The sequence below is a fragment of the Paenibacillus woosongensis genome (assembly GCF_009725165.1).
Taxonomy (GTDB): Bacteria; Bacillota; Bacilli; order Paenibacillales; family Paenibacillaceae; genus Fontibacillus; species Fontibacillus woosongensis.
The window spans coordinates 472,608-486,510 of the sequence record NZ_WNZW01000001.1 but is presented as its reverse complement, the minus strand read 5'-3'; the positions used below and the strand labels follow the sequence as shown (position 1 = coordinate 486,510).

13 protein-coding genes are annotated in these 13,903 nt (G+C 50.7%); 11 read left to right on the top strand and 2 right to left on the bottom strand.

Annotation, left to right across the window (positions count from 1 at the left end):
* Positions 1–75: 75 nt before the first annotated feature.
* Together mtnA and mtnK are read right to left on the bottom strand one after the other, a co-directional pair.
* Positions 76–1,185 carry an S-methyl-5-thioribose-1-phosphate isomerase gene (gene mtnA / locus GNP95_RS02415; RefSeq protein WP_155609302.1) on the bottom strand — a complete coding sequence of 370 codons (1,110 nt, stop codon included), beginning with the start codon at positions 1,183–1,185 and terminating at the stop codon, positions 76–78.
* Positions 1,182–2,405: an S-methyl-5-thioribose kinase gene (gene mtnK / locus GNP95_RS02410; RefSeq protein ID WP_155609301.1), complete on the bottom strand. Its 1,224-nt coding sequence runs from the start codon at positions 2,403–2,405 to the stop codon at positions 1,182–1,184. The genes mtnA and mtnK overlap by 4 nt, the downstream gene beginning before the upstream one ends.
* A 286-nt stretch (positions 2,406–2,691) precedes the next feature.
* Between mtnK and GNP95_RS02405 the strand changes: the two genes are divergently transcribed.
* The 11 genes from GNP95_RS02405 (at position 2,692) to GNP95_RS02355 (ending at position 13,896) form a co-directional block, all read left to right on the top strand.
* Entirely contained in the window at positions 2,692–3,165 is a 474-nt protein-coding gene (locus tag GNP95_RS02405) for a Dps family protein (RefSeq protein ID WP_155609300.1), read from the top strand.
* Positions 3,166–3,361: 196 nt separating this feature from the next.
* A complete protein-coding gene (locus tag GNP95_RS02400; RefSeq protein WP_155609299.1) occupies positions 3,362–4,204 on the top strand; it encodes a PhzF family phenazine biosynthesis protein in 843 nt (280 codons plus the stop codon).
* Between the two features lie 231 nt (positions 4,205–4,435).
* Entirely contained in the window at positions 4,436–5,773 is a 1,338-nt protein-coding gene (locus GNP95_RS02395; protein ID WP_155609298.1) for a hypothetical protein, read from the top strand.
* Positions 5,745–6,617 carry an ATP-grasp domain-containing protein gene (locus GNP95_RS02390; RefSeq protein ID WP_155609297.1) on the top strand — a complete coding sequence of 291 codons (873 nt, stop codon included), beginning with the start codon at positions 5,745–5,747 and terminating at the stop codon, positions 6,615–6,617. The genes GNP95_RS02395 and GNP95_RS02390 overlap by 29 nt, the downstream gene beginning before the upstream one ends.
* Before the next feature lie 56 nt (positions 6,618–6,673).
* Entirely contained in the window at positions 6,674–7,414 is a 741-nt protein-coding gene (locus GNP95_RS02385; protein WP_155609296.1) for a TenA family transcriptional regulator, read from the top strand.
* A gap of 93 nt (positions 7,415–7,507) precedes the next feature.
* Positions 7,508–8,527, top strand: a complete 1,020-nt coding sequence (locus GNP95_RS02380) for a beta/alpha barrel domain-containing protein (RefSeq protein ID WP_155609295.1) — start codon at positions 7,508–7,510, stop codon at positions 8,525–8,527.
* A gap of 24 nt (positions 8,528–8,551) precedes the next feature.
* Positions 8,552–9,592, top strand: coding sequence for a C45 family autoproteolytic acyltransferase/hydolase (locus GNP95_RS02375; RefSeq protein ID WP_155609294.1), 1,041 nt, complete (start codon positions 8,552–8,554; stop codon positions 9,590–9,592).
* On the top strand, positions 9,589–10,539 hold the full coding sequence (locus GNP95_RS02370; protein WP_155609293.1) for an aminotransferase class IV: 951 nt from the start codon (positions 9,589–9,591) through the stop codon (positions 10,537–10,539). Before GNP95_RS02375 ends, GNP95_RS02370 begins: the two co-directional genes overlap by 4 nt.
* Positions 10,520–11,959 carry a circularly permuted type 2 ATP-grasp protein gene (locus GNP95_RS02365; protein WP_196427043.1) on the top strand — a complete coding sequence of 480 codons (1,440 nt, stop codon included), beginning with the start codon at positions 10,520–10,522 and terminating at the stop codon, positions 11,957–11,959. Before GNP95_RS02370 ends, GNP95_RS02365 begins: the two co-directional genes overlap by 20 nt.
* 52 nt (positions 11,960–12,011) lie before the next feature.
* Positions 12,012–12,680, top strand: coding sequence for an RraA family protein (locus GNP95_RS02360; RefSeq protein ID WP_155609291.1), 669 nt, complete (start codon positions 12,012–12,014; stop codon positions 12,678–12,680).
* Between the two features lie 25 nt (positions 12,681–12,705).
* The gene (locus GNP95_RS02355; RefSeq protein ID WP_155609290.1) at positions 12,706–13,896 is read left to right on the top strand and encodes an ATP-grasp domain-containing protein; all 1,191 of its coding nucleotides are present in this window, start codon (positions 12,706–12,708) and stop codon (positions 13,894–13,896) included.
* The last annotated feature ends 7 nt before the right edge of the window (positions 13,897–13,903 follow it).

Sequence of the window (13,903 nt, the reverse complement as noted above, 5' to 3'; positions counted from 1 at the left end):
AGGCAAGAAAAACCACTATGAATAGTGGTTTTCCCCGCTAGAGAACATGTGTTTTCTGAAAAACTATGAAAATCCTTAATCCGCTTTTTTGAAAAGGGCGGCTAAATTGTCTTTAAAAGGCGGTTTGACGATTCCCTTTTCCGTTATGATCGCTGTGATCAAATGATGCGGAGTAACGTCAAATGAAGGATTAAACACTTTGACGCCAGATGGAGCTGTGCGTTTGCCGAATCCTTCCGTCACCTCGCGCTCAGGCCGTTCCTCAATCGGAATCAGTTGGCCGCTTTCCGTTTCAAGGTCAATCGTTGACAACGGTGATGCGACATAGAAAGGAATATTGTGTGCTTTGGCCAGGACGGCAAGGCTGTATGTTCCGATTTTGTTGGCAACGTCTCCGTTGGCGGCGATTCTGTCGGTTCCGACGATGACGGCATCAATCCAGCCTTTGGACATCACGAGTCCAGCCATGTTGTCGCAGAGCAGGGTAACATCGATTCCCGCCTGCTGCAGCTCGAATGCGGTCAGTCTAGCGCCTTGAAGAACAGGTCTAGTCTCGTCGGCATAGATTTTCAGATCAATCCCCTGCTCCTGGGCGAGGTAGAACGGGGCAAGAGCCGTACCGTATTTGGCTGTCGCCAGTCCTCCGGCATTGCAGTGGGTGAGGACGCCCATTCCTGATGCAAAAAGCGGCAGCGCATGCTCTCCGATTTTCCGGCATACTTCCTCATCTTCCTGGTGGATCGCTATCGCCTCGGCCAGCAACCCTTCATTGCGCTTGGCCTGATCGGCATATTCGGCTGCGAGCTGCGCTGCCCGCGCCTTCATCCGGTCAAGCGCCCAGAACAGGTTGACTGCGGTTGGCCGCGAGGTGGCCAAATGTTCAGCTACTGCCGTTACATGCCCGAGCCAATTGTCGCTGTCTCCCTGGCAGGCATTTGCTCCTAAGACTACGCCATAAGCCGCTGCAATGCCGATCGCCGGTGCTCCACGCACCTTCATGGCATGGATGCCGTCCCATACCTCTTCTGGCGTCGTCAGCTCCAGGAATACGATTTCTTCAGGAAGCAGCCGCTGGTCAAGCATCAGGAGCTTGCCGTCTGTCCAGCGGAGACTAAGCAGCGGCTCTCGGCTTTGCCGGGCTGCCGGGCTGGAGTTCAATATTCCGCTATGTTGTCCGGTGGTCATACGTTAGCGCCCTCCTTGGCTGCGGCTGCTTTAGCCCATTCGATCACTTCGGCGATGGATGCTGCTGATCTGCCGCCTTTGATTAGCCGTTTGCCGATTTCCAAGGCTGTTATTTTGGCCTGGCGGCGGGAGAGTTCGTCTTCGATCGTGTCAATGTCCGCCACATGGGATAATCCAACGATTCTGCGGATTACCTTGCAGCCCGCAAATCCGATAGCGTCCTTGCGGATTTGGTCGATGTAGAGATCCTGATAGCCAGGTGTCTTGGACATGATATCTATGCCGTCCGTATCCCAAAACTTGCGGAAGTTAAGTTCGAAATGATTCCACACGCCGACAATCGTCGTGAGAAGCCAAGAACGGCGCTCCTGCAGTACCTCGTCACTGCTGCTCCAGCCGGGCTGTGCTGCATAATTCAGCAATAGGTTGGCGATGACTGCGCCGATATCGAAGCCAATTGGACCGTAATAGGCGAATTCAGGATCAATGACCTTGGTTGATTCGGGCGTTATGAAGATGCTGCCGGTATGGAGATCGCCATGCAGCAGCGCTTGACCCTGCGTAAGAAACTTCTCTCTAAGCAGGGCAACTTCAAGGTGCAGAGCATGATCCTGCCACAGCATCTCGGCTTCTGCCCGAATATCCTCGGTAAAGCTGTTATTTGCGGCGTCTCTGTATGGATCCTCGAAGATCAAGTCCTCGGTAATTTTGCATAAATCCGGATTGATGAACTTTGCGGATTGAAGCTTCTTCTCCTGTTGGTTCATACCGAGGTCGGAGGTATAAAACAGGGTTGTGGCGATAAATCGGCCGATATGCTCCGCAAAATGGTCATAGGTGTTTCCGGCGATCAGACCTTGACGCATAATCGTATAACCGGACAAGTCTTCCATAACCGTGATGGCCAGCTCGTCATCGCCTCCATATATTGCCGGAACGAGATCCGGGCACAGCCGGTGCTGAATTTCCAGCGCATTGCGTTCGATGCGGGCTCGATCAAGACTGAGCGGCCATGATTCGCCAACCACCTTGGCATAAGGCAGGGCTTGTTTTATAATCAGGCTCTTATTTTGCTGCGGGTCGGCAACTCTGAATACCAGATTCAAGTTGCCGTCACCGATTTCCTCGCAGGACAGCGCGGCATCAGCTGCGAAAAAGTCAGGAATCGACTTGGCATAGGCAGTGGCATCCTCTAGGGAAAAGGGACGGTATGAGGACATGGTAAAGCACCTCCAGATGATAAAAATATGTTTTTAAATTGTTTCTAGCTTAATTATAGAAAACATCATTAAAAATAGTTTAAAGTTAGTATATCGGAAAAGTGTGATATTATCATTCTTTTTTTCAAAGAGGTGTGATTTAAATTGTTTCGCCTAAGCCAGGGTCGGGTATGATACTTATATGGTACCTGGAAGCCTGGTATGTAACTTTCATTCGCTTCAGGCATGATTTGCATGCTCTAGGGTGAATATATAAACAATCACGAAAGAAATGAGGGACTGTATTATGGCTAAAGCTGATTCCAAGTCTGCAAGCAAGGCGAGCAAAACAAGTTTGGAGCAGGTTTTAAACGAGCAGGTTGCTAACCTGAACGTGCTGTATGTTAAGATACACAACTACCATTGGTATGTGAAGGGGGAAAACTTCTTCACGCTGCATGTCAAATTCGAGGAGCTCTACAATGACGTTACGGAAAAAATGGACGCCATAGCCGAGCGCCTGCTAACGATTAAAGGGAGCCCGGCTGCAACAATGAAGGAGTATTTGGAAATTGCCACGATTCAAGAGGCTACCGGCAAGGAAGACGAACGCGCCATGGTTCAGGCACTGGTTGAGGATTTCGCTACCTTGTCCGAGTCGTTCCAGGAAGGCATTGAACTGGCGGACAAAGAAGGCGATGAAGCGACTGCTGATTTGCTGACCGGCTTCAAGGGCGATTTAGAGAAGCATATGTGGATGCTTCGCACGTATTTAGGATAATTGCACATTAGGGTACAAAGCAGGGCTGGATCGTTAATCGATCCAGCCCTGTTTGTTTTGATCGTCCAGCGACATTTACCTGCGAATACATAGCCCATAATGATCTAAAAATTGAAAAATAAGGTTGACAGATTATGAAGAGAAGGTAGTATTGAACTACGATTGTTTGTTAGGTCAAAGGAGAGGGCGGATTGATATGGCGCAGGATATCCATACATACAAGGTATTTACTGATGATACCAGCCAGGGAAATGCGGCTGCCGTTATCGAGTACGGCGGCTGGTCGGATGCACAACTGCTTGAATTAGCGAGGCGTTCCGGTGCGCCTGTTACGGTGTTCGTGCAGTTTGGCAGCGCTCAGGAGCGGGATGCTGTCTTGCGATATTTCTCCACTGAGAAGGAAATGACGTTTTGCGGACACGGGACACTGGCAGCCGGCGCCTATATGATACAGCAATGCCAACTTGATCGTTTGCAAGTCATTGCCGGGTCGGGGACGCCTATTGTCATAACAAAATCCCCCCAGGGCCATTATTATTTTAAGACTGAACGGGCCCGCCGTCTGGATATGATACCGGACCGGATCGAAATAGCTCATATGCTTGGAGTGGAACCTGGCGATATTTCTGAGCATGCGCCTTTTGGTGCCGCCAGCATCGGCTCTCCCAAATTGCTGGTTCCTCTTTGTCATTTAACGCATCTGGATGCAATGGCTCCTAAGTTCGAGGATATCGAGGAATGGAGCCGGAAGCACCGTGTAAACGGAGTATATGCATATGCCATTCAGCAAACGAAAGAGGAGGCGAAGGACGCGGGGGCTCTGTATGTCCACGCCCGCGGTTTTAATCCGTTGTTTGGCATTCTGGAGGATGCTGCCACTGGCGTAGCGGCCGGGGCGCTTGGCGATCTTTTGTTTCAGGAGGGAGGGCCGGCAAAATATGTTTTCGTACAGGGCAAGCATGTTGGCGCCGAAAGCGAAATCCGCGTCATGGTCACGGCCGAAGGTGTGGAAATTGGCGGCTCTGTGCTGCATTTATAGTATAACGGCTTACTAGGCGATAGTTAGGCGATATATGAAAACAGTGCTTTTGAGAGAATAATCTTTATTCTTCCAAAAGCACTGTTTTTCTTTGTTCAATCCTATTTTTACCAATAAAATATATAAAATAGATTTTAAATAATTCAAAAAATAACAACATTTTACATTAAAATATGATATATTAATAACAAGTAATAGATAATATGGCTAAAAATGGATCGGAGGAAACTGATGAATACGATTCTTCCAACTTCAAATGAAGTAGACGATATGTTTAGCCAAGCAGGACAAGTTCTACCCGCCAAGTCAAGAATTATCGTTTCGCCGCAAGTCCGGAGCGCAGCAAAGATGAAGCAGGACGCCGCTGCGACGGAGAAGCTGCTGGATCTGATTGAGTTAACGATCGAGCGATTGTTCGGCGGGGATATGGTGCGGGTAGCCCGTTGGCTGGGCTATTCAGACACAGTACTGCGCTGGATTCAAGCCAGCCCGCGCCTGGATAGACAGCATGTGCTTGTCCGCAGTGACATTTATGACGATCAGGGTCAGCCCAAAATGCTGGAATTAAACTTGGGAAGCAGCGTAGGCGGGTTGCTGGAAGCTTCCTTTCATTCAATCCTGCTTAAGCTGCCATCGGTCCGTGAGGCCGTTCGCAAGCAGGAGGCTGAATGGTTGGAGCCGCTAAGCGAATGGGCTTGGCTTGTGGTCAGCTCGTTTCTCTCGCATTACACAAATCCGCTGATGGCTTTTGTCGAAAGCGACTTTTCGATGCCCGCCATGCAGGCGACGCTGAACGACATCGCCGACCGGTTTCATGAAATCACCAAGACACGGGTAACGGTATGCACGCCGAAGGAGCTTGAGCGCCGGAAGGATGGACTTTATGTCAGGGGCGAGAAGGTAGATGTGATTTACCGCCTATTTGATCTGGAGGATTTGCAGCGGTCCCCCTCTGAGTTTGAACATATACTTGACGCGCTGGAGGATCGCCTCGTAGAAATGCCGATGGGTTTCTCCAGCCGGATTGCCGGCAGCAAGGTGTTGTTTGCCCTTCTATCTGATCCTGCATATCAGACAGGCCTTTCAGCGGAAGACACCGAATGGGTCAGACGGCATATACCCGAAACCAGACTGCTAACCACTAGGAATAGAGCTTACGCTCTGCGCGAGAGGGAACGATTGCTCATCAAACCTGCGGACGGATACGGCGGGGCAGGCATCATCTGCGGCTGGGAGGCGTCTGAAGCCGAGTGGGGCACCCGTATTGATTCCTATTTGTCTTCGGCATCCCAGGTAGCGAGGGCTGTCGTCCAGGAAAGAATTGCGCCTTCTACCGGGCCCGTTGTTATAGCGAAGCCGGGAGGTGCCGTTTATCAGGAACAGGCTAGTTTTTTATGGGGATGCTATCTGTTTGGAAACCGGCATATCGGGCATGTTTTACGGACAAAAGAGATCACGGAGAGTTCCGTAATCAATTATGCGAACGGAGCGGCGATAGGTCCAGTCTTTTACAGTGAAGAGAGAGAAAGGACGGATACCCGTGCAATCGATACTGATTTTATGCCGTGAAGAAACGCCGGATGTCACTGAACTGGCCGCCGCCTTGAATGGAAGGGGACTTGATACAATTTGCGCAAGGCCCTATGAAATTACGATAGACATGGATATGTCAGGTACCCGCTTTAAATTCAATGACCGAACGCTGAACCTGGCTTGCGTGCTAGGCTGGGTATCGCTGTCTCAGCGCGAGTACGGGCTGTGGCTGCTCAAAGCTTTTGAAATATGCGGGATCCCGGTAATTAACGGCTCAGATGTTCTCGGCAGCGGCCAAAATAAGTTCCTGAACTCGGTTTTGCTTACAGTGCATCAAATTCCGCATATCCCCACCCGGTTTATCGGCTCTTGTGAGCAGTTGGAGGAAACAGCGGAAATATTAGGATTTCCCCTCGTACTGAAACCTGTAATTGGTGCAAAAGGCGAGCAGGTGGTGCGAGTTGATGATATAAACAGTCTGAGAAACCTTGCCCCTTATTACTTGCGGGATCATAAGGCACTATACGTTCAGGCGTGCCTGGACAAGCCGGGCAGGGATATCCGTGTCAGAGTTGTGGACTATAGAGCAGAATTTGCTTTTTTTCGATATGCAGTCGATGGGGGCTTTTTGACGAATTTGTCCAGCGGGGGAACCTGGGAAGCTTGTCCTCTTGCACCTAGGATGATCGAACTGGCCGAACTGTGCTCCCGCATATTTCAGGCACCCGTGGCAGGTGTCGATTTACTGGAAGTGGACGATGACGATTATGTTGTCATTGAAGTGAACACCACGCCCGCGATTACTTGGCCGCACATGGAAACCGTCAGACATGTGGCTGATTTAATCGAACAGAGGGTGCACTTATCATTCGGGCGCTAGGCCCGGGATGGTAGTTCATCATAAATTTCAAAATTTCGTGATGAGGAGTGATTGAAGTGGTACTAAGTCCAGATCAGTTTGTGGAGAAGCTCAAAACTATTGTCGAGGAAAACAAGAAAATTACCCACCCGCTTTATCAGATTATTATGAAAGGGGAAGCAACACCGGAGCTTTTGAAAAACTTTGTGTTGCACCGCTATCATATCAAAAGCTTCTGGACTCGCAATATTTCGGCGATTCATTCAAAAACTCCGGATGTCGAAGTGCGCAAGGAGCTCGCCGAGAACATTTATGAGGAGGAGACCGGCCAGCTTACTGGAACGATGCGGCATCTTGAACTGTTCTTCAAAATCGGCGAGCAATTTGGCCTGACATGGGAGGACATTGAAAACTGCGATATTCTCCCCGAATCCGAGGCAGTCATTGAATGGAACAATAAGGTTTGCGGGCCGGATCATCATCTGGTAGAGGCTGTAGCTGCGTTGATCGTTTATATGGAAGGGCAGCCGCCAGTTACTTGGGATGGACGGACGATGAATGAAGCGATGAAGCATTTTTATAATCTGAACCAGGAAGGCGTGCAGTATTTTACGATCCATAGCTCCAATGATATGGAAGTGGAGGAGGATCATGCGGAAGCCGGATACAATATTCTCCGCAAATATGCAATAACCGAGGAGCTGCAGGAGAAGGCAATCGCCGCCCTGTATAAGTCGATTGAAGTACGTATGAAGCATTTTAGTGCGATCCTTCGCGTAACCGGAATTGAAGCGGAAGCAGAGCCCGTTCTTGGATAGACCGTTCCAGACAGTTAATAGGAAGTCCTTGCGATAAGGGTTTCCTATTAACTGATTTATCTAAGAAATCCCTCATATACGAAGGAGGATTTTATGGCCCAGCTGATAGATGTAACCTTGCGAGACGGCGGATACGTTAACGGTTTTGATTTTTCGTTAGAGGCTGCAAAACACATTGTAAGCGGGCTGCAAAAGGCGGGTGTGGACTGGATCGAGATCGGCTACAGGAACGGCCCGGCCAAGGGAACGGCGGGACTGGGCATGACGGCAGCTACGAATGATGATTATATAGCGGCATTAAAGGAGTTTGCGCCGCTCGCCAACCTGGTCGTCATGCTTCATCCGCACAACATTCAAGCTGAAGATCTTCAGTCCCTGAAATCGCTGGGCGTGTCGCTCGTGCGCGTATGCATCAGGCAAGACCTCTTAGAGGAGGGGCTGGATACAATTCGGGAATGCACAAGAATAGGGCTGTTTACCTCGGCGAATTTTGTGCGGATCACTTATTTTACGAGCCAAGAAATAAAGCAACTGACGCTGAAAGCGGAGGCAGCCGGAGCAGACATCGTCTATTTTGCCGATTCCAACGGGCACTTGGTCCCAGATCAGGTGAAATCGATTGCCAGTGTCCTGAAGTCGACGTTGACCATTCCGGTTGGCTTCCATGCGCACAACAACCTGTCCATGGGTCTGGCCAATACGGTAGCAGCGCTGGAGTGTGGCGTGGATTGGGTAGACAGCTCCTTGCGCGGCATGGGGCGAAGCGGCGGGAACCTGGCTACAGAAGTGTTTGCCGCCTATATGGAGCGCTGCTTCGGAGCCGCCCGCTATAAGCTGATTGAACTGATGGACACCGCGGAATATGTACAGGAAGAAATCCTTCTGTCTGAACAATATATGACACCGATGACCAAAGATATTTTGTTTGGCATGATGAACTTCTCGACAGATTTGAAACAGTTGATTATGGATGCATCTCTACAGCACAACGTGTACTGGAAGGAGCTTGCATATGGGCTCGGCACATACCCCCCGGATAAAATCACCGGTGAGGATATTGCTTTTATTGCTTCCCGAATCAAAAGAAACAATCGGGAGCTGCAGCATCTGTGAGGTGACTTCCCGGTGAATAGCCTCTTGAAGCATATAGTTATCAGCGGCCAGCCGTTCGAGCGGGGAGCGCAATACGGGGAGGAGTTCCGGCGAGAAATCAAAGATTTTTTGAATGATAATATCGCACGGATCAATAGCGTCAGACGCCAGCCATTAACTCTGAACGAAGCGTTAAGTATGACCGACAGCTACATTCCGCATATTGAAGTTTTCACCCCCGAACTCGCCGATGAGATCAAAGGATTGGCGCAAGGTGCTGGAATCAGCTACCGGGAGGGCATGCTGCTTCAGCTTCGGCGTGAGATTATCGCTGCTGGGCTTGAATGCACCGCATTTGCCTGCTTTAACCAAGAAGGCCGTGCCGTCATTGCGCAAAATATCGATTTGGCGGGCCAGTTAACGGACTTGGGAATTATACTGGAAGTCCGCACGCCTGAGAATGCTCCTGATTTACTGATGTATACGCATGTAGGACTAATCGGATATTTGGGCATCAACAGCTATGGACTTGGCGTTGGGCTGAATATGGTGCTTAGTTCAGGATGGCGTGCTGGTGTCCCCCCGTACTTGCTAATCCGCCACCTGCTGCATCAGCGAACACTGGAGCGATGCTTGCTTGAAATTGGGCGAATTCGGCGAGCATCCTCCAGAAATTTGCTGATGACGGACGGCATTCGGCTGATCAATGTAGAAATGACCGTGGATAAAACGCGTTTAATCGAAAATGACCTTCTGGTGCATACCAACCATTATTTGCATAAGGATTTCATAAACTGTGATCTGGTTGAGCCTGGCACCTCAACGTATCCCCGTCTTGAGCGGGCTCATGAAAGGCTGTGTCACTACGGCAAAAGCCCTTCGGTGAAGCAGATGGAGGAACTGCTCGGCTACCACGAAAATGGTGCGGGAAGCCTCTGTGTTCATCAAGACGGCAACCCGCGCAAAGTTGCCACCGTCGCTTCTGTAATTATGGAGCCGTCTGAAGGGAGACTGAGGGCCTGCAAAGGCTATCCTTGCACAGAGCCATTCCATGACTACCGGATGGAAAGGAGTTGTATGGCATGAAGGAATGTTTCATTCAATTAAATGATAGGGTCGTCCCCTATGAAGAGGCGACGATCCATGTAGGATCGGCAGCGATGAAATACGGAGCGTCCGTATTTGAAGGGATCCGCGGCTATTGGGATGCTGACCGGCATCGAATGCACTTATTCTCCTTGTCCGAGCATGTAGACCGTCTTTTGGATTCCATGAAAATTATGGGGATGGAGCATTCCTGGAATAAAAAGCGGGTGATCGGAAATATCCGCAATATTATCCTCGTCAATCATTTGCAGGAGGACTGTTATGTCCGCGTCGCCGCTTCCGTGGAAGCTGACGGTTCATTGGAGGCTAAAGGGCCCGTTTTGCTCAGCGTGGCTGTTTTCCCGCAGCAGCGCAAGCCGCATTCTGACCGGGGCATTCATATATCGGTCTCTTCCTGGCAGCGTATTTCCGACCAGATGATGCCTCCAAGGATCAAGTGCATTGCCAACTACCAGAATGGCCGCTTGGCGATGCTGCAGGCCAAATCGGACGGCTATGACAATACTCTTCTGCTGAATCAGCACGGCAAAATCGCGGAAGCTCCGACAGCGGCTTTTTTTATCGTAAAAAACGGCAGGCTGATCACCCCTTCCGTCACTTCCGGCATACTGGAGAGCATCACTCGCAGGCATATTCTGAACTGGGCCAAGGAAATGGGCCTGACTGCCGAAGAGCGAGAGCTCGATCGCACGGAGTGTTATTTGGCCGATGAAGCATTCCTCTGCGGTACGGGGGCGGAGATACTCCCTGTAATTAGTGTTGACCGCTACGAGCTTGGCGGCGGGAGTATCGGGCCGGTCACGGCGCTGCTGATGAATAAATACTTCAATACGGCATATGTCAAAGAGGAAGGCCTGGAACCCAATTTGGAGGATATTGTCACTTATCCGAAGGAGGAGATCGAAAATGCAGCGCTTTCTATATGAACAGGATTATAGCCGGATGGTTGCCAGCTCAGGGAATCGACTGGACGAGGAGATCAAGGAGCTGGAAGGCCGGCTGGAGAACGATGGTTATGTGTACCGGAACAAGCCGTTTCAGCTTTACCCGAGAGTCGTCATTCTTTCCTCCTCCGACCGCGAATGGATCCGAAGAGAAGCCGAGCAGCTGATCGACATACTGGAGAAGGTGATCCGCCTTTATGAAGAAGATCAGGCTACCAGGCAGTATTTTATGCTGGATGAAGCCGCTTCCCGCCTGGTACGGATAGATCCTGGATATCAGCGCAAAATCCGTATTTCCCGGTTCGATACCTATCTTGTGCCGGGTAATGAGAGCTTTAAGGTTTTGGAAAACAATACGGATTGCCCGGCGGGTGTCATTTTTACTGGGCGCGTCAATAAAGTGCTCAGGCAAATTCCGTCACTCTCCACTTATTTGCAGAATATCCCTCCGCTATACGAAGAAGGTATCCACAAGCCCGATGCGTTTATCAATGAATTGGTCTCCGTCTTCGCTGAGTTCTCTCCCGGTTCAAGGCTTCGCAGCATGGCGATCCTTCAATTGGAAAACCGTATCAGCTTAGAGGTGAAGGAGATGGTTGAACTTCTCCGCAAAGCAGGAGTCGAAGCCGTCGTCACGGATCCCCGGCAGCTTTCTTATCGGGAAGGCAAGCTTTATGCCGGAAATCAGCGCATAGAGCTCATCTGGAATAAAATAAACACCGCCGATTTTATTCCTCTTCTTGACGATTCCGCAGCGCTGTCCGACCTGATATGGGCATGCGACGACCTGGCTGTCTGCCATGTCAATTCTTTTCAAGCCCGCTTCATTACAGAGAGCAAGCTATGCTTGGCCTATCTTTCGGATCCAGCCTTTCGCAAGCATTTCACGGATGAAGAATGCAAAATACTCGATAAGCATATTCCCTGGGCACGCAAGCTATCGGCCGTGTCCCCAGAAGATCATGAAGGGCAGGGTATGCGCAAGCTGTTCAAGCTTCGCCGGGAAAAGCTGGTGTTGAAGACCGCCTATGACATTAGAGGTGAAGGGGTCGTCATTGGTCTGTCCACTTCACAGGAGCAATGGGAAGAACTGATCGATCAATGCTGGAACAAACCTTTTATCGTACAGGAACTGGTAGCCGCCCCGGAAATCCCGGTTCCTGCCGGCCCGGATCACTCCCTGGTCCACAAAAAGTTCAGCGCGGACCTGTTTATGTTTGGCGGATCATTTCAAGGCTTTGGCTCGAAATTGAGCGATGAGCTGAAGGTGAACGTCTTTCAGGGAGGGAGCAAGCAGGCGATCTTCTCCGTGGATAACAGCGCTGCTGAATTGCGAGGAAGCGAGCAGACAGCCTGCACTTCCTGCGGCAACTGCACAAATACCGGCGAACGGTGCTCTTGATGGTTATAAATTTAGTCTTTGGGCTGCAAAAAATCATTAGGAGGGATTGTTGATGAGTGCATTCTATTATCCGGGATCTGAAGCCTTCAAAGGAATACCCACGGCATGTATTTCCGATGCCCTGGATACCTTCGGGATCAACGGGGGGCTGGAAGGACTGAGAGCTTTGGGCTCCGGCATGGCTCTTGCGGGACCTGCGTATACGCTGCAGTATGAACCGGTCCCGGAAGGAGAGACGGCTTCGGCGGGCGAGTTTATTGACGAGGTGCCGGAGGGGCACGTCGTTGTGATTGCCAATGGCGGCAGGCAGTACTGTACTGTCTGGGGAGATCTGCTGACACATGCTGCGAAGATCAGGGGGCTAAGAGGAACTGTCATCGACGGCTGCTGCCGGGATGCAACAGCGATACTGCAAACGGGCTATCCTTTATTTTCGCTCGGAAGCTATATGAAATCAGGGAAAAACAGGGTCAGACTTGCAGCCAGGCAGGTACCGGTAACAATTGGAAGTACTGTCGTCCGCCCTGGTGATATTGTAGCTGCGGATGACTCTGGCGTGATTGTGATTCCTAAGGATGTGTCGGAGCAGGCATACCGCCGGGTCAAGGAAATTGAAGTGATGGAGGAGCGGATTCTTCTTGATTTGCAAAACGGCATGCCGATGAAAGAGGCGAGAATTAAGCATCGCTATAATCAGTACGCGCTGCGGGTCAACGTTTAACTTTAGGTCGGGGGGGAACTGCGCCATGGGACAAATCGTATTTCTGAACCGGAGCAAATCATTTCCGTTCAAAAGCTGGATTCCTGAAATCACTGAGAAACTGACGCTGTTTACACAGCTTGATATACCCGGAGCGGACGGATATGATTTTGTATTCAAAAAAGAAGCTTTGGACAAGGATGCGCTCATGGAATGGGAATTGATCGAGCTAAGCGAACGGCACCCTGTAAAAGCTGTCGTATGTCACTCGGAATATGACCTCCTCCGTGCCGCCAAATTGCGCGAGTACTTCTGTTTGCCCGGACAAAATGCAGAAAGCGCCCTCGCTTACCGCAATAAGGTGATCATGAAGGACTGGGCCAGGAAGGCGGGCATCGAAGTTGCCCATTACCAGGAGATTACGACCCCTGCCGACATTGCCGCGTTTATTCGCCAATATGGATATCCGGTGGTTATCAAGCCGGTCGACGGGGGCGGCTCCCGCCATACCGCCGTACTGCGGGACAGCGGGGAATGCCGGTCATTTCTGGAAAAGGGCGTACCTCAAGGAATGATGATCGAATCGTTTGTTGAAGGCGAAATGTATCATGTCGACGGATTAATGCACCAGGGGGAAATGCTGTTCTCCAGTGTCTCCCGTTATATGAACGGATGTCTTTCCTTTCATTCGGGCACGAGCCTTGGCAGCGTCATATTGAACTCGGATTCCTCCCGCATCCAAAGGCTGCGGCGTGAAGCGGAACGTACGCTGCATGCGCTGCCTGCCTCTCCGGTGATCGCTTTTCATGCGGAGTACTTCTTAACGGAGGACAATCGCATTCTGCTATGCGAGATTGCGAGCCGGACAGGCGGCGCTCGCGTAGTTGACGCCAACGAAGCGGCTTTCGGCATCCATTTGAACCGGGAATGGATACGTATGCAATGCGGTTTGGACGCCAATATAGGAATTGCTAGCAGAAATACCGGACGCACGGCAGGTTGGCTGATCGTTCCGCCGGGACAGGGGATCCTTCGCTCGATTCCGGAAACTACGCCGTTTGAATGGGTGGTCAGTTATGTACCTGCTTTGCAGAAGGGCGAGCAAATGAGAGGAGCAGTTTCGAGTGTAGACCATATGGCAAGCTTCGTCGTGGAAGGCGCTGACGAACGGGAAGTTGAGGCGCGCATCACGGAACTGGATCAATGGTTCAGAGATCGAATTCAGGTTGAAGCATGAAGGGTGT